We start from the raw sequence: 21,519 nt of genomic DNA, 5'->3' as shown, positions 1-21,519 counted from the left end.
GGCGCCAGAGGCGAGAGAGGCGACAGAGGCGCCAGAGGCGTCAGAGGTAGAGGCCCGCGTCCGCACCTGATTGCTGCGCCGGGACCGACGCCGGGCCGCTGCCGCGCCGCAGCGCGTACAGCTCCGCCAGCGTCGCGCCCTCGCGGCCGACCGCGCTCTCCCAGTCGCCGTTCTCCCCGCTCAGCCAGGACAGCGCCTCCGCGCGGGTCAGTGAACCCACCTCGATCCTGGCCAGGCAGCGGCCGGGGCGGACCACGGCGGGGTGCAGCCGTTCCAGGTCCTCGTTGGTCGTCACCCCCACCAGGACGTTCCTGCCCTGGCCGAGCAGTCCGTCCGTGAGGTTGAGCAGCCGCGACAGCGCCTGGCCCGCCGTGTGTTTGGCCTCGCCGCGGATCAGCTCGTCGCAGTCCTCCAGGAGCAGCAGCCGCCACCGGCCCTTGGCCGAGCCGTCGTCCTCACCGATCGCGATGTCCATCAGATAGCCGACGTCGTTGAAGAGCCGCTCGGGGTCGAGTACGCAGTCGACCTGGCACCACTCGCGCCAGGAACGGGCCAGGGTCCGCAGCGCCGAGGTCTTGCCGGTGCCCGGCGGGCCGTGCAGCAGGAGCAGCCGGCCCGCGATGTCGTCCGGGGTCACCTTCATCAGCCGGTCCATCGCGCCGGCCACCGGCGCGGAGTAGTTGGTTCTGACCTCGTCCCACGTACCGGCGGCGATCTGCCGGGTGGTGCGGTGCGGGCCGCGTCTCGGCGAGACGTACCAGAAGCCCATCGTCACGTTTTCGGGCTGCGGCTCCGGCTCGTCCTGCGCGCCGTCGGTCACCTGCTGGTGGATCGTCTCGGCGAGTTCGGAACTGACGGCCGTCACCGTCACATCGGCGCCCCGGTTCCAGCGGGAGACCAGGAGCGTCCAGCCCTCGCCCTCCGCGAGGGTGGCGCTGCGGTCGTCGTCACGGGCAGCGCGGAGCACGGTGGCGCCGGGCGGCAGCAGCGTCACTCCCGACTTGACCCGGTCGATCGTGGAGCTGTGGGAGTACGGCTGCTCGCCCGTCGCGAAGCGGCCGAGGAACAGCGCGTCGACCACGTCCGACGGCGAATCGCTGTCATCGACGGTGAGCCGGATCGGCAGTGCGTCCTGAGGCTTGGCAGACATGCCGCCCATGATCCGTCACCGGGCCACCCGATGCACGGTGTTTCGTCCTGTGGCGGCGGTCCGTGACAGCGCGGCGCCGTCGTCCCCGGCGGGGCGCGCACCCGGAACCTCCTTGACGGGATGTGCTCCGTCCGTGGCGAATCACGTCGTCATGACCGCAATCGTGACTGGTCATCAACAAGTTGTCGCCCAACGTTCTTGGCATGCCCACTTCCAGTGAAGTGGACTGACTGGTAACTAAGTTGAGACGGAAATCCTGCTAAGGAGAGGTTCCATGAAACTGTCCCGAATTACGGCGTTCTCATCCGCGCTGCTCCTCGGCGCCGTGCTCGCGCTCACCGGCGCCGCCTCGGCCCAGGCCGCGGGATCCGCTGCCGCGGTCGACTACGTGGCCCTGGGCGACTCGTACTCCTCCGGTGTCGGCTCAGGCAGTTACGACAGCGCCAGTGGCGACTGCCTGCGCAGCTCCAAGGCGTACCCGGCCCTCTGGAAGGCCGCGCACGCGCCCGCGACGTTCGCGTTCACCGCTTGCTCGGGTGCTCGTACGGGTGATGTGACCGCCGGTCAGCTGGGCCCGCTCAACGCGGCGACCGACCTCGTGAGCATCAGCATCGGAGGCAATGACGCCGGGTTCGCGGATGTCATGACCACCTGCGTCCTCCAGTCGGAGGCGACCTGCCTCAGCCGGGTCGCCCAGGCCCGCGGCTTCGTCGACTCCACGCTCCCCGGGAACCTCGACAGCGTCTACAACGCGATCAGAGCCAAGGCTCCGTCGGCCCACGTCGTCGTCCTCGGCTACCCCCGCTTCTACCAGCTCAACGGCACCTGCATCGTGGGGCTCAGCGAGAAGGAGCGCTCCGCGATCAACAGCGCCTCCGACTATCTCAACGCGGCGACCGCCAAGCGCGCGGCCGACCACGGCTTCACCTTCGCCGGTGTCGCCGACGCCTTCTCCGGTCACGAGATCTGCTCGGGGTCGGCCTGGCTGCACAGTGTGAACCTGTTCGACCTCACCGAGTCCTACCACCCCACCGCCGCCGGTCAGTCGGGCGGCTATCTGCCCGCCTTCACCTCGGTCGCGTAAGCGCCGGTAAGACGGCCGGAAACATACGAGGCCGGCGCCGTCCAGTTCGGACGGTGTCGGCCTCAGGTGCGTTTGCCGGGTCCAACACCGGTTTTACGGGGGAGCTTTGGGTAGGGGTTGTTCTCGAACCCCTCGAACAGCATCGGGGTGATCTGTCCAACTCGCCCTGAAATAAGATGGATCGAGAAGTAGCTGTCCATCCCCGTACGGGTGTGGTTGATCCCGCAGACGGGATACACGGGTGTCGTAGGGGAACGATAGGGTTAACCTGCCCGGGTCGGGTGCCCTCGTACGGGTGGGGAGTGACATGGAACAGATAACGGTGCACAGCAGGCCGCGCGCACGCGTCCCTGCCATCACATGCGGAAGCAGTGCGACGAGTTCGCGCCTCGACCGCCATCTCTCGGTGCTCGGCGGTCCCGCCGTGCCTCAGCGCGAGACGGCCGAGGCGACCCTGCTGATGCGCGAGCTGACCTCACGCGACACGTCGCACACGCGCGGCGGCAAGAGCGCGCGGGTCTCGCTGTTCGCACCCCTGCGGCGGCTGCGCCGCTCGCTGTTCGGCAGCCGCGGCTGACTCCTACGGCGTTCCGCGCCGCCCTCGGCAGAGCATGTCCGGCCGGTGGACCTCTCCCCGCCACCGGCCCGGCCGCTCATGCCGTCATCGCCCGACCTCGTCAACGCCGCGCCCTGTTCTCCCCGTATGACGTCCCGTACGACCTGTCGCCCCGTACTTCCGGCACGGACGAACCGCCGCACCGCTGACGGTACGAACAGTATGATCAACATCGAGCACCACCGTATGGATCCGGCCATCCGACCCACCGCTCATCTCCGTTCAGATCGGCGCGAACCGGCCCTCCGGACCCTCCTCGTGATGATTCGGATCCGGCGCCCGGTCGACGGGGTGCGAGGGGTACGAGAGCGGTGAGGGGTGCGGTGCCGCTGCCGCCGGCGCGCCCGGCGGGGTTGCCTGGCGAGCTGTCAGGGAGGGGCGATCCCGCCCGCGAGGTCCGCCTCCACCGTCACCGAGAAGGAGAAGCGGTCCCCCCGGTAGTGGATCCGCGCCACATCGACGACCCGGCCGTCCTCGTCGTACGTCACCCCCGTGTAGTGCAGGATCGGGCTGAGCAGCGGCACCCGCAACAGCTCGGCCGTGGCCGGGTCGGCGAGCCGCGCCTCGACCGTGTCGGTGATGCGGCTGATGCGTACGCCCACCGTGTCCCGCAGCACCTTGGTCATCGGCCAGCGCTCCAGATCGGCGACGTCGAGGCCCGCCGCGAACTCCGGACGCACCGCGTTCTCCGCCCAGTTGACCGGCTCGCCGCTCTCGCCGTCGTAGCGCAGCCGCCGGTACGTGACCACCTCGTCCAGGTCCGGGAAGTACTCCGCGAGCGCACCGGGCACCGGGGCCGGGCCGTGGCCGAGGACCGTGGTCCGCTCGCCGGACTGCTGGGCCACGACGGCGTCGATGGAGCCGAGCAGCCGGCGCGGGGCGCCGCGCCGGGCGCCCGGCTCGATGAAGGTGCCGCGCCGCCGGTGCCGGCTGATCAGGCCCTCCTCCTCCAGCTCCTTGAGGGCCTGGCGCATCGTCAGCACGCTGACCCCGTAGTGCGCCGCGAGCCGCTCCTCGGTGGGCAGCCGCAGCGGATCCTCCGGGCGGCGGCCGAGTATCGAGGCACGCAGCGACTGCGAGACCTGATACCAGAGCGGCAGCTTGCGGTTCAGGACCAGCGAGTCCGGGGCGAAGGCGGTCACCGGTAACTCCCCATGCTCCGAGGGATGTGCGTCATGGCCGGAAGTGGCGCTCCAGACCCTGCCACACCTGGTCGTACCCCTGCTGCAGGTGGGCCGCTCCGGCCGCCCGCGCGGTCGCCGTCACCGGCCAGCGGGTCTCGAACATGAAGGCCAGCCCGTCGTCGATCTTCTGCGGTTTCAGCTCGGCGGCGCTCGCCCGCTCGAAGGTCTCCCGGTCGGGCCCGTGCGCCGACATCATGTTGTGCAGGGAGCCGCCGCCCGGGACGAAGCCTCCCTTGCCGGCCGTCTTCGCGTCGTACGCGCCCTCGATCAGGCCCATGTACTCGCTCATCACATTGCGGTGGAAGTACGGCGGCCGGAAGGTGTCCTCGCCGACCAGCCAGCGCGGCGCGAAGACCACGAAGTCGACACCGGCCAGGCCCGGGGTGTCGGAGGGGGAGGTCAGCACGGTGAAGATCGACGGATCCGGGTGGTCGTAGCTGATGGACCCGATGACATTGAAGCGGCGCAGGTCGTACACGTACGGCACGTGGTTGCCGTGCCAGGCGACGACATCGAGCGGCGAGTGGTCGTAGGTGGCGGCCCAGAGATTGCCGCAGAACTTGTTGACGACCCGCGTCGGCCGCTCGACGTCCTCGTACGCGGCGACGGGCGCGAGGAAGTCCCGGGCGTTGGCGAGGCCGTTGGCACCGATCGGGCCGAGATCGGGGAGGACGAACGGCCGGCCGTAGTTCTCGCACACGTATCCGCGTGCCGTCTCGTCCAGCAGCTCGACCCGGAAGCGCACCCCGCGCGGGATCAGCGCGACCTGGCCGGGGCGGGCGGCGAGCAGGCCCAGTTCGGTACGGATCAGCAGACCCCCGAGCTCCGGGACGATCAGCAGCTCGCCATCGGCGTCACTGAACACCACATCGACCATGGGGGCGTTCGCGTGGTAGAGGTGAATCGCCATGCCGGTGCGCTGCGCCGCGTCCCCGTTGCCGCCCAGCGTCCAGAGACCGGCCAGGAAGTCGGTGCCGGGGGCGGGCTCCGGGAGGGGGTTCCAGCGCAGCCGGTTGGGGTCCGCGACCGCCTCGGTGAACGGGGCGCCGCGCACCGCCCCGTTGTCGGTCCGGGCGAAGGGCGGATGCGCGGCGGACGGGCGGATGCGGTAGAGCCAGGAGCGCCGGTTGTGCGCGCGGGGCTCGGTGAAGGCGCTGCCGCTCAGCTGCTCCGCGTAGAGGCCGAGCGGCGCGCGCTGCGGTGCGTTACGGCCGTGCGGCAGCGCGCCCGGCACCGCCTCCGAGCTGTGCTCGTTGCCGAAACCGGGGGAGTGCTCCAGGCCCTCGGCCGTCTTCCGCGCCTGTTCGATGCCGCTCATCGTCCGCTCCCCTGTTCAAGGCATGCCGTGGGTCGTGAATCCTATGATCAACCGTAGGATTGCGCGTGCGGCTCGTCAACGGCGCCACGCCGTCGCATTCCTGACCAGGTGTTTTGCGCTTATTGCTCACGTGTCAACATCTTGTTAACGCCGGAAGGCGCCCCCTAACGTCATCCGGACCGCCGCCCCCGGCGTGAGTTCACGGGTGAACATGAGGTGCTTCCATGCTGACCATCCTCGGCTTCGCCATGATCGCCACCTTCCTGGTGCTGATCATGATGAAGAAGATGTCGCCGATCGCGGCGCTGGTGCTGATCCCAGCACTCTTCTGCGTGTTCGTCGGGCAGGGCGGAAAGCTGGGTGAGTACGTCCTCGACGGCGTCGGCGACCTCGCTCCCACGGCGGCGATGCTGATGTTCGCCATCGTCTACTTCGGTGTGATGATCGACGTCGGGCTCTTCGATCCGATCGTCCGGGGCATCCTGCGCTTCTGCAAGGCCGACCCGCTGCGGATCGTCGTCGGTACGGCCCTGCTCGCCGCGATCGTCTCGCTGGACGGCGACGGCTCCACCACGTTCATGATCACCGTCTCCGCCATGTATCCGCTCTACAAGCGGCTCGGGATGAGCATGGTCGTGATGACCGGCGTCGCCGCGACCGCGAACGGCGTGATGAACACACTGCCCTGGGGCGGCCCGACCGCCCGCGCGGCCACCGCGCTCAAGGTGGACGCCGGAGATGTCTTCGTCCCGATGATCCCGGCGCTCGCCGTCGGACTGGTCTGCGTCCTGATCCTCGCCTACGTGCTCGGCCGCCGGGAGCGCACGCGTCTGGGCACGCTCACCCTCGACAAGGCGCTGGAGAGCGGGAGCGGCAGCGGCGGCACGGGCGAGAGCACGGGCGAGAGTACGGGCGGGGCCACGGGCGGAACGGTGACCGAGCGGGTGCTCGTGGCCGCCGGCGGTTCCACCGCCGCCGCGGCCCCCGTGAAGAACCCCACGGGGGCGGGCGGCGGCAGCGGTACGGCCACCGGGGAGGAGCCAGCCCAGGAAGACGACGGCTTCCGGGGCCTCGCCCCGGACCGGCCCACCCTGCGCCCCCGCCTCTACTGGTTCAACGTCGGCCTCACCGTGGCCCTGCTCGCCTCGATGATCCTGGAACTGCTGCCGATCCCGGTCCTCTTCCTGATCGGCGCGGCCCTCGCCCTCACCGTCAACTACCCGAACATGGCCGACCAGAAGGCCCGCGTCGCGGCCCACGCCGACAACGTCCTCAACGTCTCCGGGATGGTCTTCGCCGCCGCCGTCTTCACCGGCGTGCTCACCGGCACCGGCATGGTCGAGCACATGGCCGACTGGCTCGTCGGCGCCGTCCCCGAGGGGATGGGCCCGCACATGGGCCTGGTCACCGGGGTGCTCAGCCTGCCCCTCACGTACTTCATGTCCAACGACGGCTTCTACTTCGGAGTGCTGCCGGTGCTGGCCGAGGCCGGCGCCGCCCACGGCGTCACCCCCCTGGAGATCGCCCGCGCCTCGCTCGCCGGCCAGCCGCTGCACATGTCGAGCCCGCTCGTCCCCGCCGTCTACGTCCTGGTCGGCATGGCGAAGGTCGAGTTCGGCGATCACACCAGGTTCACCGTCACCTGGGCCGCCCTCACCGCGCTGGTGGTGCTGGCCGCCGGAATCCTCTTCGGCACCATCTGATGGTTCCGAGCGGAACGGGCCGAACGCCCGGCGGGCGGGGCTGGCTCCTCCGTCTCGTCATCGCCTTCTGCTTCGCGCAGGGGGCGGTGTCGATGGCGCGGCCCGCCGTCTCCTACCGGGCGCTCTCCCTGGGCGCCGACGAGCGCGCGATCGGGATCATCACCGCGGTGTACGCGCTGCTGCCGCTCTTCGTCGCCGTTCCGCTGGGACGCAGGACCGACCACGGGCGGTGCGTCCCCCTGCTGGCCGCCGGAGTCGTCCTCATCTCCGGCGGCTGCGCCCTCAGCGGTACGGCGGGCTCCCTCACCGCCCTGGCCGCCTGGAGCGGAGTGATGGGCCTCGGGCATCTCTGCTTCGTCATCGGTGCCCAGTCGATCGTGGCCCGCCGCAGCGCCCCGGCCGAACAGGACCGCGACTTCGGCCACTTCACCATCGGGGCCTCCCTCGGGCAGCTCGCGGGACCTGTCGCGGCCGGCCTGCTGGTCTCGGGACAGGCCGGCCAGGCGGGACAGGGCGGCGAGATGGCCCGTACGAGCGCCCTCGCCCTGCTCGTCGCGGCGGGCGCGGCGGCCGTCTCCTTCACCTCCCTCCGGCGGATCGAGCCGCGTACGGCCCCGGCCCCGGCCCCGAAACGATCCGCCAGGGTCCCCGTCCGCACCATCCTGCGCACCCGGGGCGTGCCCGCGGGCATCTTCGTCAGCCTGGCCGTCCTCTCCGCGACGGACGTCCTCACCGCCTACCTCCCGGTGATCGGCGAGCAGCGCGGGATCGCCCCCGCCACGATCGGCCTGCTGCTCAGCCTGCGCGCCGCCGCCACCATCGCCTGCCGGCTGGTGATGACCCCGATGATCCGGCTGCTCGGCCGTACGGTCCTGCTCACCGTCACCTGCCTGCTCGGCGGGTTCCTGTGCGCGGGCATCGCCCTGCCCGTGCCGGTGGCGGTACTCGCCGGGATGCTCGCCGCGCTCGGCTTCTGTCTGGGCGTCGGCCAGCCGCTGTCGATGACGACAGTCGTACGCGCCGCTCCCGACGGGGCCCGCTCCACCGCCCTCGCGCTGCGGCTCACCGGCAACCGGCTCGGGCAGGTCGCCGCGCCGGCCTCCGCGGGTCTGGTCGCGGGGGTCGCCGGCGCGGCCGCGCCGTTCCTGATGCTCGGCGCGCTGCTGGTGGCCGCGGCCGGCCTCGGCCTGCGGAAGGCGGGCGGCGCGTCGGCGGGGGCACCGGTGGGGGCACCGGCCCCGGCCGCCTCACGGACCTCTCGCGACACCCCGGCCCGCGAACGCTCCTGAGTCCGGCTCCCCGGACGCCGCTGCCCGGACGCCTCTGCCCGGACACCGATTCCTGACGCGACCCCCGACTCGGCCCTGATTCCGCCCTGATCGACTACGACTCCCGGCCGGATCGCGTCCACCACATCCGCCGTAGAGGGCCCGGGCGGTGTCTCCGCCGGTGCCGGGGCCGCCGCACCGTCCCGGTAAGGATCACCGGCCACGCCACCACCCGCCACGGACGCCCCGGCTGACACCGCCCGGCCCAACCCTTGCGCGAGTCATTCCCTGACCGCCCGTATTCGGCTAGTTTCAGGCGTCGCAGCCGCTCCACCTCTTCTCCCGGGCGGAACAACACCATGACTCGCGCCATCTCCCTGCACAGCGTCAGCAAGACGTACGGACGTGCCACCCGCGCCGTCGACCGCTTCTCCCTCGACATCTCGCCCGGTGAGTTCGTGGTGCTCCTCGGCCCCTCCGGCTGCGGCAAATCGACCGTGCTCCGGATGATCGCCGGCCTGGAGGACATCAGCGACGGCGAACTGCTGCTCGACGGCGAGTACGCCAACCTCGTGCCGCCACGGGAACGCGGCATGGCGATGGTCTTCCAGAACTTCGCGCTCTATCCGAGCATGACCAACCGGGACAACATCGGTTTCCCGCTCCGTCTGGAGAACCCGCGCGAGGACAGCACCCGGCGCGTCGAGGCCACCGCCCGGATGCTCGGCATCGAGAACGTGCTGGACCGCTATCCCAGCCAGCTCTCCGGCGGCGAACGCCAGCGGGTCGCCATGGGCCGGGCCATCTCCCGGCGGCCCTCGGCCTTCCTGATGGACGAGCCGCTCTCCAACCTCGACGCCAAGCTGCGTAACCATCTGCGCGCCGAGATAGCCCAGCTCACCGCCGAACTGGGCGTCACCACGGTCTATGTGACGCACGATCAGTCGGAGGCGATGTCCCTGGGCGACCGGGTCGCGGTGATGCGCGGCGGGGTGCTCCAGCAGGTCAGCGCGCCGCGTGACGTGTACGCCCTGCCGGAGAACGTGTTCGTCGCCGCCTTCATCGGCACGCCGCGCATCAATCTGCTCCAGGCCGTGGTGTACGCGCCGCTGGAGGGGCGGATGTCGATCGACCTCGGCCGGCAGCGCCTGCCGCTGCCCGAACCCCTCAGCACCGACCACCAGTTGCTCCGGATCCAGCAGGGCCGGCAGATCATCGTCGGGCTGCGCTCGGAGGCGGCCCGGATCGCGCCACCGAGCCAGGCGCGGACCGGCGAGGTCGCCCTGAGCGGCATCGTCGAGCATGTGGAGTATCAGGGGCATGAGGCGCTGGTACACCTCAACACCGGCTCCCGGCCCGCCGCGGTGACCGATCTCGAATCGCCCCGGCCCCGGCCGGCGCCGCGCCGCAGGCGCAGCGGACCCGGCGTGCTGGAGCGGCTGCGGGAGCGTGCGGCCGGGCATGTCTCGGGGCCGGTCGTGGTGCTCGACGAACCGCAGGAGGAGGGCCCGGCCACGTACGCCCCGGACCGCCCGGCCATCGCGGCGAGCGATCTGGTCGTCCGTACGGGCCCGGACATGAAGCTGCGGACGGGCGCGCAGGTGCCGCTCCTCGTCGATCTCGCGCATCTGTACGTCTTCGACCACTACGGCCGCCGGATCTGCCCCGCCCCCCGGGACCTGCCGGGTCTGGACGGCTGACCTCGGGGCGGTCGCCCGGGCGCCCCGGCGGGTGAGCGGGAAGCCTGAGTGCGGGACCTGAGCACCGGACCTGAGTACGGCGGCGGATGTGCCCCGGACCCCGCCCGCCGATGCCGGCCCGTACGACTGACCATTCCGTCAACAATCCCGTCGGACACCGGAACACGGCGGCGTTCTCCCGGCGACCTCGGCCTTCACCCTGGCCAAGGTCGTCAGGAACCGGCAGGAGGCCGGGCAGACCGCCGGCCGGGTCGATCAGGCCCGGCCGGAGAAGATCCTCGCGGACCACGACCCCTTCCGGGAAATCTGATCCCTAAGCGCTTGCTCAGCTTCGGGGTATGGTGTTCGTCCTGGTGAAGGGGACCGATGGGCGCGCGGAAGGGGCGAGCGATGCGTACGACGGAGCGGATGGCGGACGGCGAGAACGCGCCGTGGAGCGAGGTCACCCCGGAGGCGGCCCGGAGGCTGCTGGTCGCCGCCGTCGAGGCGTTCGCCGAACGCGGATACCACGCCACCACCACCCGCGACATCGCCGGACGCGCGGGGATGAGCCCGGCGGCGCTCTACATCCACTACAAGACCAAGGAAGAGCTGCTCCACCGGATCAGCAGACTCGGCCACGACCGGGCCCTGGAGCTCCTGACCGCCGCCGCCGACGGCCCGGGCACGGCGGCGGAGCGGCTCGCCGACGCCGTACGCTCCTTCGTCCGCTGGCACGCCGAGCGCCACACCACGGCACGCGTTGTCCAGTACGAGCTGGACGCGCTCGCCGAGGAGCACCGGGCGGAGATCGTCGGGCTGCGGCGGCGCAGCGGCGCGGTGGTGCGGGGAATCCTGAGCGACGGCGTACGGGACGGGGAGTTCGACGTCCCCGACGTGCCCGGCACCACGCTCGCGGTGCTGTCGCTCTGCATCGATGTGGCGCGCTGGTTCAACGCGGCGGGGAGCCGGACACCCGATGAGGTCGGCGCGCTCTACGCCGACCTCGTCCTGCGGATGGTCGCGGCGCCACCGGAGTAGCCCGCCCCGGGCCGGCTCGGCGCGGGTGGCCGGGCCGGATCCGCTCGGAAGCAGGAGTCAGAAGTAGTAGCGGGACACGGACTCGGCCACGCAGACCGGCTTGTCGCCGCCTTCGCGTTCCACCGTGACGAGCACGGTGACCTGGACGCCTCCGCCCGCCTCCGTGACCTCCTTCAGCACGGCCGACGCGCGCAGCCGGGAGCCGACGGGGACCGGGGCGGGAAAACGGACCTTGTTGGTCCCGTAGTTGACGCCCATCTTCAGATTCTCGACCTGGATGACCTGCGGTACGAACACCGGCAGCAGCGACAGCGTCAGATAGCCGTGCGCGATCGTCGTGCCGAACGGCCCCTCCGCTGCCCGCTCCGGATCCACATGGATCCACTGGTGGTCGCCGGTGGCCTCGGCGAAGAGGTCGATCCGCTTCTGGTCGATCTCCAGCCAGTCGCTGTGACCGAGCGGCTCGCCGACCCCGGCGCGCAGTTCATCGGCGGAGGTGAAGATCCTCGGCTCAGCCATGTCCCTGTTCCCTGCCTCTCAAGCCCGTCGAGCACGTCGAGCACGTCACGCCCGTCACGTACGGAGAGCGCTGTCCAAGCGCTTGCTCAGAATGGTGGGCGGCTCCGCGCCTGTCAACGCGCCACTACTCTTCGAGGAGTGCCGCAGATCCCCGAGAAGATTCATGAACTCACCGTCGGCCAGCTGTCGGCGCGCAGCGGCGTCGCCGTGTCCGCCCTGCGCTTCTACGAGTCCAGGGGGCTCATCAGCAGCCGCCGGACGAGTGGCAATCAGCGCCGCTTCGGGCGGGACGCACTGCGCCGCGTGGCCTTCGTCCGCGCCGCCCAGCGGGTGGGTATCCCGCTCGCCACGATCAGGGTCGCCCTGGCGGAACTCCCCGAGGGACGGACACCGAACCGCGACGACTGGGCCCGGCTCTCGCGGACCTGGCGCTCGGAACTCGACGAGCGCATCAAGCAGCTGGGCCGGCTCCGGGACCACCTGACGGACTGCATCGGCTGCGGCTGCCTCTCCCTGGAGAACTGCGTGCTCTCCAACCCGGACGACGTCTTCGGTGACCGTATGACAGGTTCCAGCCTTCTCCCTGAGCACCACGCCCGTACGGCGCCGGAGGACTCCTGACCCCGGCCGACGCACCGCGCGTCACCGACACCGGCATTCGGCACCACAGGGTCACGGGCATCACCGACACCGCGGGGGCGCACCGTCTCCGGAGGCCGCCCCCGCAGGTCTCACGCCACCGACGCCAGCTCCCGCAGCCGCGCCCGCTTCGCCCGGTCCAGCGCCTCCGACGTCAGTACGGGCTGCGGTACGACGATGCCGCAGCCCCGGCAGACCGGGCCCGACCACGGCTCGTTGGACAGATCGGGCCGCCAGACGATGCCGCGCTCCGCACACACCGGGCAGGCCGCTCCGGGGCCCGTCTCCAGACCGGCGATCAGCCGGCGCAGCACCTCGGCGAGCGATTCCGACGGGTGGACCGCCGGGTCGTCGCACCGTACGACGCCGTTCCCGCCCCAGGTCCGCCGGTGCCAGTCGTCGAAGCTCCCGGGCCGCCTCAGCCCGTCGTGCTTCTCCCGCTTGCGCCGCTGCGCGAATTCCACCTCGTACGCGAGCCATACGGCCCGCGCCTCTTCCAACTCGTCCAGCGCGGCTGTCAGCCGCGCCGGGTCGGGCGCCCTGTCCTCGGGTTCGATGCTGTGCCTCGCGCACAGATGATCCCAGGTCGCCCTGTGCCCGTAGGGGGCGAACCGCTCAAGGCACTTGCGCAGTGAATACCGTCGCAAGGCCAGATCGCAGCGTGGATCGCGCACCTGTCTCGCAAGACTCCGGAATCCGGCCACCGCCTGCCACCTCCGTCGCTCGTACTTCGGCGTTGTGGAATGGACGTACGCCTGCCCCATTCGGCTCCATCAAAAAACAGATGCCGGCGATGAGCCGGACATCTCGGGTGATAGCGACCAGGATTCGAGGTTGATTCACAGAAACCTCGCACAGTGATGCGGAAAACATGACGTGTGTTCACCCTCCTCGCGGAGTTCGCTCCCCTCGCGGAGCCCTGCCACCGGTAACGTCCGGCGCGCCGGGCCCCGGTCGGCGGCGGTGGCCGTCAGCGGTAGTACAGGTAGGTCCGCCGCACGGCGTCGAACGCGGCGAGTTCGTCCTGCCAGGCGCCGGTCACCTCGTCCGTCCCGGCCCCCGCGTCGATCATCGTGCGGACCGTGGCCGACCCGGTCAGTGAGTCGATCCAGTGGTCCGCGCGCCAGGCGAAACCGCTCCACGACCGCTTCGCCGTCACCAGCAGCGCGATCCCGGTGCGTACCGGATCGAACGACGTCCGGTCGTGGACGTGCAGCTGCACCCCGCCGACCGTCTTCCCCGCGAACGTGGAGAAGGCGGGCGTGAAGTACGCCTCACGCAGGCGCACCCCGGAAAGCCCCGCCGCGTTGGCGGCCTCTGCCCAGGACCGGTCGACGCCGTCGGCGCCGAGCAGTTCGAACGGCCGGGTCGTACCGCGCCCCTCCGACAGATTCGTCCCCTCGAAGAGACAGGTCCCCGCGTACGCCAGCGCCGTGTCGGGCGTCGGCATGTTGGGGCTCGGCGGCACCCAGGGCAGTCCGGTCGCGTCGAAGAAGTCCGCGCGCCGCCACCCCGACATCCGTACGATCTCCAGCTCCACCGGCTTCGTCAGGAACACGCCGTTGAAGAGCAGCGCCAGCTCGGTGACCGTCATGCCGTGCGCCTGGGAGATCGACCGGCGCCCCACGAACGTCGCGAATTCCGGATGGAGCACGGGCCCGAGGGCGGCCCGCCCGGTGACCGGATTGGGCCGGTCCAGCACGACGAACCGTCTGCCCGCGAGGGCCGCCGCCTCCATGCAGTCGTACAGCGTCCAGATGTAGGTGTAGAAGCGGGCGCCGGCGTCCTGGATGTCGTACACGACGGTGTCGACGCCGGACGCGGTGAAGATGTCGGCGAGCGGCCGCCCGCTGCGCAGATACGTGTCGTACACGGGCAGCCCGGTGGCCGGATCGACATGACGTCCCTCGGAACCGCCCGCCTGGGCCGTGCCGCGGAAGCCGTGCTCGGGCCCGAAGACGGCGACCAGATCGACCCGTTCGTCCCCGTGCATCACATCGATGACATGGCGCAGGTCCCGCGTGACCCCGGTCGGATTGGTGACCACCCCGACCCGCTGCCCCTCCAGCGCCCGGTAGCCGTCGGCGGCGAGCCGGTCGAACCCCGTGAGAACGCCCCCGGTGGCGTGTGCGGCCGCCGGTGAGGATCTCCAGGCCGGCGCCGTCACGGCCCCCACCGCCGAGCCGCCGGCCAGCAGCTGTCGTCGGGACAGGCTCATTCCGCACCTCCGTGATCGAGTCCTCCGGCGCGGCCCGTACGCTGGGTCCCCAGCCTGCCGAATTCCTCCGGTGGTACGCCGGTCCGACGTGCGCCGCCACTCTTCCCTCACACATACCGACTGGTTAGTCTGCTGGAGTCGGCGCCGCCGGCGGGGCGGCGGTGTCCGCCGACGAGGTACCGGACGGTCGGAGAGGCGGATCCCATGAGTACGCTGCGGGGCGCGGGAGTTGTGGTCACAGGAGCCGGCGGTGGCATCGGCGCCGCGCTCGCCCGGAGATTCGCCGCCGAGGGCGCCCGCGTGGTCGTCAACGACCTCGACGCCGACAAGGCCGAGGCCGTCGCGGCGGAGATCGACGCCATCGCGCTGCCCGGCGACGCATCCCTGATCGTGGACGCCGCCCGCCGGGCGCTCGACGGCACCGTGGACGTCTACTGCGCCAACGCCGGTCTCGGCGCCCCCGGTGACGCGCTCTCGGACGACGACGTCTGGTCGGCCGCCTGGGACGTCAACGTCATGGCGCACGTCCGGGCGAGCCGGGCGCTGCTGCCCGGCTGGCTGGAGCGCGGCAGCGGCCGCTTCGTCTCCACCGTCTCCGCCGCCGGGCTGCTCACCATGATCGGCGCCGCGCCGTACAGCGTCACCAAGCACGGCGCGCTGGCCTATGCCGAGTGGCTCTCACTGACCTACCGTCACCGTGGCCTCAAGGTGCACGCGATCTGCCCGCAGGGGGTGCGTACGGACATGCTCACCGCCTCGGGCAGCGCCGGCGAGCTGGTGCTCGCCCCTACCGCCATCGAGCCGGAGGCCGTCGCCGACGCCCTCTTCGCGGCCATGGACGAGGACCGCTTCCTGGTGCTGCCGCATCCCGAGGTGGCGGGCTTCCACCAGGCCCGCGCGGGAGACCCGGACCGCTGGCTGGCCACGATGAACCGCGTGCAGCAGAAGTGGGAGAACCCCACGGAATGAACGGAACGAACGGAACGAACGGTATGAGCGCGATGAGCGGACCGGCCGAACCGACCGGACCGCCCGAGTCGGTCTACGCGGCCCGGCCCTGGCTCGCCCAGCTCAGCGACGCCCAGCGGGCCGTCATCGATCCGCCCGCCTCCGTGGTGCACGCCTTCCGCGCCGCCGTGGCCCGCGCCCCCGAGCGCCCGGCGCTCGCCTACTTCGACGGCCGGCTCACCTACCGCGAGACCGACGAGCTGTCCGACTCCCTGGCCGGCCATCTCGCCGCCCGGGGGCTGGAGCGCGGCGACCGGGTCGCGATCATGCTCCAGAACAGCCCGCATTTCGTGCTCGCGCTGCTCGGCGCCTGGAAGGCCGGCGCGACCGTCGTCCCGCTCAACCCCATGTACAAGTCCGCCGAGGTCGCCCACATCCTGGCCGACGCCGAGGTCACCGCGCTGATCTGCGCGGACCGTGGCTGGGAGGCGTATCTGCGGGACACAGCCGCGGGCTCGTCCGTACGGATCGTCCTCACCTGCGGCGAACAGGAGCTGCAGACCCGCGACGACCCGCGCGTCCTCGGCTTCGAGCGCCTCCCGAAGCCCGCCGACACCGACGACCTGCTGACCGTCGCCCGAGGCAACCTGCCCGCGCCCGCCGAACGCGACCCGGCGACCACCGATGTGGCACTGATCAGCTACACCTCCGGTACGAGCGGCACACCCAAGGGCGCCATGAACGCCCACGCCAACATCATGGTCAACGCCGAACGGCAGCGCACCGGCCACCCCATAGCCGAGGGCGCCGTCTACTTCGCGCTCGCGCCCCTCTTCCACATCACCGGCATGGTCTGCGAACTCGCCGCCTGCGTCGCCAACGCGGGCACCCTCGCCCTCGCCTACCGCTTCGAACCCGGCGTGGTCCTCGACGCCTTCGCGGAGCACCGCCCCGCGTACACCGTCGGCCCCTCCACCGCCTTCATGGCGCTCGCCGCCCACCCGGGCGTCACCCGCGAGCACTTCAGCTCCTTCCGGATCATCTCCTCGGGCGGCGCGCCGCTGCCGCCCGCGCTCGTCGAGAAGTTCCGCGAGGGCCTCGGCCCGTACATCCGCAACGGTTACGGGCTCACCGAATGCACCGCCCCCTGCGCCGCCGTGCCGCCCGAGAAGGAGGCCCCGGTCGACCCGGTCTCCGGCACGCTCTCCGTCGGGGTACCGGGGCCCGACACCGTCGTCCGGATCATCGACGAGAGCGGCGCGGACGTGCCCTTCGGTGAGCAGGGCGAGATCGCCGTCCGCGGCCCCCAGGTCGTCTCCGGCTACTGGCGGCTGCCCACGGCGACCGAGGACACCTTCCCCGGCGGCGAACTGCGCACCGGGGACATCGGTTTCATGGACCGCGCCGGCTGGCTCTACGTCGTCGACCGCAAGAAGGACATGATCAACGCGTCCGGCTTCAAGGTCTGGCCGCGCGAGGTCGAGGACGTCCTTTACACGCACCCCGCCGTCCGCGAGGCGGCCGTCGTCGGCATCCCCGACCCGTACCGGGGGGAGAGCGTGAAGGCGTACGTCAGTCTGCGTCCGGGCGCCACGGTGGAGGACGGCGAGCTGGGGGCGTACTGCAAGGAGCGGCTCGCCGTGTACAAGTACCCGCGCGAGGTCGAGATCCTGCCTGAGCTGCCCAAAACCACGAGTGGGAAGATCCTCAGACGGGAACTGCGTTCCCAGCCCTAGGCACTGTTCGCCGGAAGGCGTCAGGACAGCGTCAGGACGGCGCGAGGACAGCGCGTGCGCGGGCACGGCCCCGCGCGCGGACGGTACGGAACGTAAGGCGGGTGACGGCACATGGCCAGAACGACGGACGGCAGCGGTATCCCCGTTCCCCAGCGGCTGCTGGCCGCCGCCACCCGTCTCTTCGCGGAACGCGGCTACGACCGCACCTCCGTCCAGGAGATCGTCGAGGCGGCGGGCGTCACCAAGGGCGCGCTCTACCACTACTTCGGCTCCAAGGAGGACCTCCTCCAGGAGGTCTACGCCCGGGTCCTGCGCCTCCAGCAGGAGCGCCTCGACGCCTTCGCCGGCGCCGACGAACCGGTCGAGCGGCGGCTGCGGGACGCGGCGGCCGATGTCGTCGTGACGACGATCGAGAACCTCGACGACGCCTCGATCTTCTTCCGTTCGATGCACCACCTGAGCCCGGAGAAGAACAAGCAGGTACGCGTGGAACGCCGCCGCTACCACGAGCGGTTCCGCGCGCTGGTCGAGGAGGGGCAGCGGAGCGGGGTCTTCTCCACCGCCACCCCCGCCGACCTGGTCGTCGACTACCACTTCGGCTCGGTCCACCACCTCTCCACGTGGTACCGGCCGGACGGCCCGCTCACCCCCCAGCAGGTGGCGGACCATCTCGCGGACCTGCTGCTGCGGGCTCTGCGCCCGTAGCCGGAGCGCGGCCGCTCAGAGGTACTTCTTCAGCTCGCGTCGCGCCAGTGACCGCTGGTGCACCTCGTCGGGCCCGTCCGCCAGCCGCAGCGTCCGCGCCGACGCCCACAGCTCGGCCAGCGGGAAGTCCTGGCCGACCCCGCCCGCGCCGTGCAGCTGGACGGCCCGGTCGATGATGTCGACGACCGCGCGCGGTGTGGCGATCTTGATGGACTGGATCTCCGTGTGCGCGCCCCGGTTGCCGGCGGTGTCCATCAGCCAGGCAGTCTTGAGCACGAGCAGCCGCAGCTGTTCGACGCTCACCCGGGCGTCCGCGATCCAGTTCCGGACGACCCCCTGATCGGCGATCGGCCGCCCGAAGGCCGTACGGGACACGGCCCGCCGGCACATCAGCTCGATGGCCCGTTCCGCCATGCCGATCAGCCGCATGCAGTGGTGGATCCGGCCGGGGCCGAGCCGGGCCTGGGCGATCGCGAAGCCGCCGCCCTCCTCGCCGACGAGGTTCGCGGCGGGTACCCGGACGTCGTCGAACACGACCTCGGCATGACCGCCGTGGGAGTGGTCCTCGTAGCCGTACACCTGCAGGGCGCGGCGGACTTCGAGGCCCGGGGTGTCGCGCGGGACCAGGATCATCGACTGCTGGCGGCGGAGGTCCTCGCCGTCCGGGTCGGTCTTGCCCATCACGATGAAGACCGCGCAGTCCGGGTTCATCGCCCCGGAGATGTACCACTTGCGGCCGTTGATGACGTAGTCGTCGCCGTCCCGCGTGATCCGGGTCCGGATGTTCGTCGCGTCCGAGGACGCCACCTCCGGCTCGGTCATCGCGAACGCCGACCGGATCTCGCCCGCGAGCAGGGGCTCCAGCCACTGCTTCTTCTGCTCCTCGGAGCCGAACTGGGCCAGCACCTCCATGTTCCCGGTGTCGGGCGCCGCGCAGTTCAGCGCGGTCGGCGCCAACTGCGGGGAGTGGCCGGTGATCTCGGCGAGCGGGGCGTACTGGAGATTGGTCAGCCCGGCGCCGTACTCCGCGTCCGGCAGGAAGAGATTCCACAGGCCCTGCCGGCGTGCCTCGGCCTTCAGCTCTCCCACCACCGCCGGGGTGTCCCAGGGGTCGGCCAGCCGCGCCCGCTGCTCCCGCGCGACGGCCTCGGCCGGACGCACCCGCTCGTCCATGAAGGTGAGCAGCTTGGCGCGCAGCTCTTCGGTGCGGGTGTCGAATGCGAAGTCCATGGGGGTACTCAGCCTTCCTGGAGGGTGGTGAGGCCGTGCTGGATGAAGACGGGGACGAGGGCGCCGATCCGGTCGAAGCCGGGGCCCACCGTCCGGCCGAGGGTGTAGCGGTGGTGGATGCCCTCCAGGATCACGGCGAGTTTGAACCAGGCGAACGCCGTGTACCAGGAGATGGCCGTGGTGTTTCGGCCCGAGCCCGCCGCGTACCGCTCGATCAGTTCGCCGGGCGCGGGGTGTCCCGGGGCGCCCGCCGTCGTACTGACCGGGGAGCCGGTCAGCTCCAGCCGCGCGCTGTACATCACCAGCAGCCCCAGATCGGTGAGCGGATCACCGAGGGTGGACATCTCCCAGTCCAGGACGGCGTTGATCCGGTCGTCCTCGCCGATCAGGACGTTGTCGAGCCGGTAGTCGCCGTGGATCACCGTGGCGGCGGGGGAGACGGGCAGTGCGCGTCCGAGGGCCGCGCGCAGTTCGTCGATCCCGGCCAGCTCGCGGTTGCGGGAGCCCTCCAGCTGCTTGCCCCAGCGGCGCAGCTGCCGGTCGAGAAAGCCGTCCGGCCGCCCGAAGTCCCCGAGCCCGACCGCCTCGGGGTCGACGGCGTGCAGCTCGACGAGCGTGTCGACGAGCGCGAGCACGGCGGCGCGGGTGCGCTCGGGGCCGAGCGGCGCGAGCTGTTCGGCCGTACGGTACGGGGTCCCCGCGACCTGCTCCATGACGTAGAAGGGCGCCCCGAGCACGGAGTCGTCCGCGCAGAGCAGCAGCGCTTCCGGCACCGGCACGGCCGTCGGGTGCAGGGCCTCGATCACCCGGTACTCGCGCCTCATGTCATGGGCGGTGGCCTGGACATGGCCGAGCGGAGGCCGGCGGACCACCCAGCGCCCGGCGCCGTCCGTGACGGTGTACGTCAGGTTCGACCGGCCGCCCTCGATCAGCCGCGCGTCGAGCGGTCCGCCCACCAGGCCGGGGCGCTCGCGGTCGAGATGGGCGCGCAGCCGGTCGGGATCGAGTCCTGGCGGGGGGACGGGGCTCATCGGGCCTTACCTCCATCAGCGGGCATCGGGTCGCTCTCATGATGCCGACCGGTCGGTATGCAGTCCAGTGCCCGGCCCGCTTCGCCTGCGCGTTTCCGCCGCGCGGCACTGGCCTCGGGTCGCATCGCTGAATAGGGTTCATGTATGGATACAGCGCTGCTCATTGACGAGGTCCGGCTCACCCCGATCCTGATAGCCGATCCGCCGCTGCTCAATACCCAGGGCGTCCACCAGCCGTACACGCCCCGCCTCGTGGTGGAGGTCGTCACGCGCGGCGGGGTCACGGGGGTCGGTGAGACGTACGGGGACGGGAAGTATCTGCGGCTCGCCCGCCCGCTCGCCGAAGCGCTCCCGGGCCGGTCGGTCAGCGATGTGAACGGGCTGTTCGCCCTCGCCGACGAGGTGTGCGGCGACGCGCGCGACGCGGACGAGCGGGCCGCGCGCGTGGACGCGGGCGGACTGCGCGGGGTGCAGACCACCGACAAGCTCCGGCTCTCCGTCGTCTCCGGCTTCGAGGTCGCCTGCCTGGACGCGCTCGGCAGGACACTCGGCCTGCCGGTGCATGCCCTGCTCGGCGGCAAGGTCCGCGACCGGGTGGAGTACAGCGCGTACCTTTTCTACCGCTGGGCGGGCCACCCGGACGGCGCCGAGAAGGACGACTGGGGCGCGGCCCTGGACCCGGCCGGGATCGTCGCCCAGGCCCGGCGCTTCGCCCGCGACCACGGCTTCTCCTCCTTCAAGCTCAAGGGCGGGGTCTTCGAACCCGACCAGGAGATCGCCGCGATCCGCGCGCTGGCCGAGGCGTTCCCCGGGCAGCCGCTCCGGCTCGACCCCAACGGGGCCTGGTCCGTGCCGACCTCGCTGTACGTGGCCGGGCAGCTGGCGGACGTCCTCGAATACCTGGAGGACCCGGCGAGCGGCACGGACCTGATGGCCGAGGTGTCGGCGGGCACGTCCGTGCCGCTGGCCACCAACATGTGCGTGACCACCGTCCCCGAGATCGCGGACGCCTTCGCGCGGGACGCCGTGCAGGTCGTGCTCTCCGACCACCACTACTGGGGCGGCCTGCACCGCACCCGGGAACTGGCCGCGGTCTGCCGCGCCTTCGGGGTCGGCCTGTCCATGCACTCCAACACCCATCTCGGCATCAGCCTGGCAGCGATGACCCACGTCGCCGCGACCGTACCGAACCTCGACTACGCCTGCGACAGCCACTACCCCTGGCAGACCGAGGACGTCATCACCGTCCGGCACACCTTCCGGGACGGCCGGCTCGACGTCTCCGACGCCCCGGGGCTCGGTGTCGAACTCGACCGCGAGCGGCTCGCCGTACTGCACCGGCGTTGGCTCGCCGACGACGGCACGATGCGCGAGCGCGACGACGCGGCGGCGATGCGGAAGGCGGACCCGGGGTGGACGACACCCCCGGTCCCCCGCTGGTAGCCGGGAG

At 71.4% G+C, this 21,519-nt stretch carries 19 protein-coding genes; 11 read left to right on the top strand and 8 right to left on the bottom strand.

Annotation, left to right across the window (positions count from 1 at the left end):
* Positions 1-40: 40 nt before the first annotated feature.
* Positions 41-1,150, bottom strand: a complete 1,110-nt coding sequence (locus tag ACIBAE_RS11940; RefSeq protein ID WP_399284206.1) for a DUF5925 domain-containing protein — start codon at positions 1,148-1,150, stop codon at positions 41-43.
* Between the two features lie 274 nt (positions 1,151-1,424).
* Here ACIBAE_RS11940 and ACIBAE_RS11935 point away from each other — a divergent pair, with 274 nt between their 5' ends.
* On the top strand, positions 1,425-2,234 hold the full coding sequence (locus ACIBAE_RS11935) for an SGNH/GDSL hydrolase family protein (RefSeq protein ID WP_399284205.1): 810 nt from the start codon (positions 1,425-1,427) through the stop codon (positions 2,232-2,234).
* Positions 2,235-2,541: 307 nt separating this feature from the next.
* On the top strand, positions 2,542-2,811 hold the full coding sequence (locus tag ACIBAE_RS11930; RefSeq protein ID WP_399284203.1) for a hypothetical protein: 270 nt from the start codon (positions 2,542-2,544) through the stop codon (positions 2,809-2,811).
* 407 nt (positions 2,812-3,218) lie between these two features.
* Here the strand turns inward: ACIBAE_RS11930 and ACIBAE_RS11925 are convergent, their stop codons facing one another.
* Together ACIBAE_RS11925 and hmgA are read right to left on the bottom strand one after the other, a co-directional pair.
* On the bottom strand, positions 3,219-3,992 hold the full coding sequence (locus tag ACIBAE_RS11925) for a GntR family transcriptional regulator (RefSeq protein ID WP_399284202.1): 774 nt from the start codon (positions 3,990-3,992) through the stop codon (positions 3,219-3,221).
* Positions 3,993-4,023: 31 nt separating this feature from the next.
* Positions 4,024-5,352, bottom strand: coding sequence for a homogentisate 1,2-dioxygenase (hmgA, locus tag ACIBAE_RS11920; RefSeq protein ID WP_399284200.1), 1,329 nt, complete (start codon positions 5,350-5,352; stop codon positions 4,024-4,026).
* Between the two features lie 224 nt (positions 5,353-5,576).
* Between hmgA and ACIBAE_RS11915 the strand changes: the two genes are divergently transcribed.
* From ACIBAE_RS11915 to ACIBAE_RS11900, 4 genes are all read left to right on the top strand, one after another.
* Positions 5,577-7,055, top strand: coding sequence for a CitMHS family transporter (locus tag ACIBAE_RS11915; protein WP_399284199.1), 1,479 nt, complete (start codon positions 5,577-5,579; stop codon positions 7,053-7,055).
* On the top strand, positions 7,055-8,344 hold the full coding sequence (locus ACIBAE_RS11910) for an MFS transporter (RefSeq protein ID WP_399284197.1): 1,290 nt from the start codon (positions 7,055-7,057) through the stop codon (positions 8,342-8,344). The genes ACIBAE_RS11915 and ACIBAE_RS11910 overlap by 1 nt, the downstream gene beginning before the upstream one ends.
* A 338-nt stretch (positions 8,345-8,682) precedes the next feature.
* Positions 8,683-10,023, top strand: coding sequence for an ABC transporter ATP-binding protein (locus ACIBAE_RS11905; protein WP_399284195.1), 1,341 nt, complete (start codon positions 8,683-8,685; stop codon positions 10,021-10,023).
* Between the two features lie 390 nt (positions 10,024-10,413).
* Positions 10,414-11,043: a TetR/AcrR family transcriptional regulator gene (locus ACIBAE_RS11900; RefSeq protein WP_399284193.1), complete on the top strand. Its 630-nt coding sequence runs from the start codon at positions 10,414-10,416 to the stop codon at positions 11,041-11,043.
* A 57-nt stretch (positions 11,044-11,100) separates the two neighbouring features.
* Here ACIBAE_RS11900 and ACIBAE_RS11895 read toward each other — a convergent pair whose 3' ends face one another.
* A complete protein-coding gene (locus tag ACIBAE_RS11895) occupies positions 11,101-11,562 on the bottom strand; it encodes a MaoC family dehydratase (protein ID WP_399284192.1) in 462 nt (153 codons plus the stop codon).
* Between the two features lie 138 nt (positions 11,563-11,700).
* Between ACIBAE_RS11895 and soxR the strand changes: the two genes are divergently transcribed.
* On the top strand, positions 11,701-12,183 hold the full coding sequence (gene soxR / locus ACIBAE_RS11890) for a redox-sensitive transcriptional activator SoxR (protein WP_399284190.1): 483 nt from the start codon (positions 11,701-11,703) through the stop codon (positions 12,181-12,183).
* A gap of 110 nt (positions 12,184-12,293) precedes the next feature.
* Here the strand turns inward: soxR and ACIBAE_RS11885 are convergent, their stop codons facing one another.
* The gene (locus ACIBAE_RS11885) at positions 12,294-12,905 is read right to left on the bottom strand and encodes a hypothetical protein (RefSeq protein WP_399284188.1); all 612 of its coding nucleotides are present in this window, start codon (positions 12,903-12,905) and stop codon (positions 12,294-12,296) included.
* A 266-nt stretch (positions 12,906-13,171) separates the two neighbouring features.
* Positions 13,172-14,419 carry an exo-beta-N-acetylmuramidase NamZ domain-containing protein gene (locus tag ACIBAE_RS11880; RefSeq protein WP_399284186.1) on the bottom strand — a complete coding sequence of 416 codons (1,248 nt, stop codon included), beginning with the start codon at positions 14,417-14,419 and terminating at the stop codon, positions 13,172-13,174.
* A gap of 204 nt (positions 14,420-14,623) precedes the next feature.
* Between ACIBAE_RS11880 and ACIBAE_RS11875 the strand changes: the two genes are divergently transcribed.
* The 3 genes from ACIBAE_RS11875 (at position 14,624) to ACIBAE_RS11865 (ending at position 17,808) form a co-directional block, all read left to right on the top strand.
* Positions 14,624-15,388: an SDR family oxidoreductase gene (locus ACIBAE_RS11875; protein ID WP_399284185.1), complete on the top strand. Its 765-nt coding sequence runs from the start codon at positions 14,624-14,626 to the stop codon at positions 15,386-15,388.
* A gap of 23 nt (positions 15,389-15,411) precedes the next feature.
* Positions 15,412-17,103, top strand: a complete 1,692-nt coding sequence (locus ACIBAE_RS11870) for a class I adenylate-forming enzyme family protein (RefSeq protein ID WP_399284184.1) — start codon at positions 15,412-15,414, stop codon at positions 17,101-17,103.
* 111 nt (positions 17,104-17,214) lie between these two features.
* Entirely contained in the window at positions 17,215-17,808 is a 594-nt protein-coding gene (locus ACIBAE_RS11865; RefSeq protein WP_399284182.1) for a TetR/AcrR family transcriptional regulator, read from the top strand.
* A gap of 15 nt (positions 17,809-17,823) precedes the next feature.
* Here ACIBAE_RS11865 and ACIBAE_RS11860 read toward each other — a convergent pair whose 3' ends face one another.
* A complete protein-coding gene (locus ACIBAE_RS11860; RefSeq protein ID WP_399284181.1) occupies positions 17,824-19,038 on the bottom strand; it encodes an acyl-CoA dehydrogenase family protein in 1,215 nt (404 codons plus the stop codon).
* Positions 19,039-19,046: 8 nt separating this feature from the next.
* On the bottom strand, positions 19,047-20,069 hold the full coding sequence (locus ACIBAE_RS11855; RefSeq protein ID WP_399284179.1) for a phosphotransferase family protein: 1,023 nt from the start codon (positions 20,067-20,069) through the stop codon (positions 19,047-19,049).
* Positions 20,070-20,213: 144 nt separating this feature from the next.
* Between ACIBAE_RS11855 and ACIBAE_RS11850 the strand changes: the two genes are divergently transcribed.
* Positions 20,214-21,512: a glucarate dehydratase family protein gene (locus tag ACIBAE_RS11850; RefSeq protein WP_399284178.1), complete on the top strand. Its 1,299-nt coding sequence runs from the start codon at positions 20,214-20,216 to the stop codon at positions 21,510-21,512.
* Positions 21,513-21,519 lie beyond the last annotated feature (7 nt).

The sequence above is a fragment of the Streptomyces sp. NPDC051569 genome, from assembly GCF_044454085.1.
In the GTDB taxonomy this organism is placed as follows: Bacteria; Actinomycetota; Actinomycetes; order Streptomycetales; family Streptomycetaceae; genus Streptomyces.
The sequence above is the reverse complement of the archived record's forward strand: the minus strand, read 5'-3'. Positions and strand labels throughout refer to the sequence as shown.

What these genes read in the sequence shown, in the direction of transcription:
- ACIBAE_RS11940 (WP_399284206.1), bottom strand. Translation starts at nt 1,150, where the DNA reads ATGTCTGCCAAGCCTCAGGACGCACTGCCGATCCGGCTCACCGTCGAT.
- ACIBAE_RS11935 (WP_399284205.1), top strand. Translation starts at nt 1,425, where the DNA reads ATGAAACTGTCCCGAATTACGGCGTTCTCATCCGCGCTGCTCCTCGGC.
- ACIBAE_RS11930 (WP_399284203.1), top strand. Translation starts at nt 2,542, where the DNA reads ATGGAACAGATAACGGTGCACAGCAGGCCGCGCGCACGCGTCCCTGCC.
- hmgA (WP_399284200.1), bottom strand. Translation starts at nt 5,352, where the DNA reads ATGAGCGGCATCGAACAGGCGCGGAAGACGGCCGAGGGCCTGGAGCAC.
- ACIBAE_RS11915 (WP_399284199.1), top strand. Translation starts at nt 5,577, where the DNA reads ATGCTGACCATCCTCGGCTTCGCCATGATCGCCACCTTCCTGGTGCTG.
- ACIBAE_RS11910 (WP_399284197.1), top strand. Translation starts at nt 7,055, where the DNA reads ATGGTTCCGAGCGGAACGGGCCGAACGCCCGGCGGGCGGGGCTGGCTC.
- ACIBAE_RS11905 (WP_399284195.1), top strand. Translation starts at nt 8,683, where the DNA reads ATGACTCGCGCCATCTCCCTGCACAGCGTCAGCAAGACGTACGGACGT.
- ACIBAE_RS11900 (WP_399284193.1), top strand. Translation starts at nt 10,414, where the DNA reads ATGCGTACGACGGAGCGGATGGCGGACGGCGAGAACGCGCCGTGGAGC.
- ACIBAE_RS11895 (WP_399284192.1), bottom strand. Translation starts at nt 11,562, where the DNA reads ATGGCTGAGCCGAGGATCTTCACCTCCGCCGATGAACTGCGCGCCGGG.
- ACIBAE_RS11880 (WP_399284186.1), bottom strand. Translation starts at nt 14,419, where the DNA reads ATGAGCCTGTCCCGACGACAGCTGCTGGCCGGCGGCTCGGCGGTGGGG.
- ACIBAE_RS11875 (WP_399284185.1), top strand. Translation starts at nt 14,624, where the DNA reads ATGAGTACGCTGCGGGGCGCGGGAGTTGTGGTCACAGGAGCCGGCGGT.
- ACIBAE_RS11870 (WP_399284184.1), top strand. Translation starts at nt 15,412, where the DNA reads ATGAGCGCGATGAGCGGACCGGCCGAACCGACCGGACCGCCCGAGTCG.
- ACIBAE_RS11865 (WP_399284182.1), top strand. Translation starts at nt 17,215, where the DNA reads ATGGCCAGAACGACGGACGGCAGCGGTATCCCCGTTCCCCAGCGGCTG.
- ACIBAE_RS11860 (WP_399284181.1), bottom strand. Translation starts at nt 19,038, where the DNA reads ATGGACTTCGCATTCGACACCCGCACCGAAGAGCTGCGCGCCAAGCTG.
- ACIBAE_RS11855 (WP_399284179.1), bottom strand. Translation starts at nt 20,069, where the DNA reads ATGAGCCCCGTCCCCCCGCCAGGACTCGATCCCGACCGGCTGCGCGCC.
- ACIBAE_RS11850 (WP_399284178.1), top strand. Translation starts at nt 20,214, where the DNA reads ATGGATACAGCGCTGCTCATTGACGAGGTCCGGCTCACCCCGATCCTG.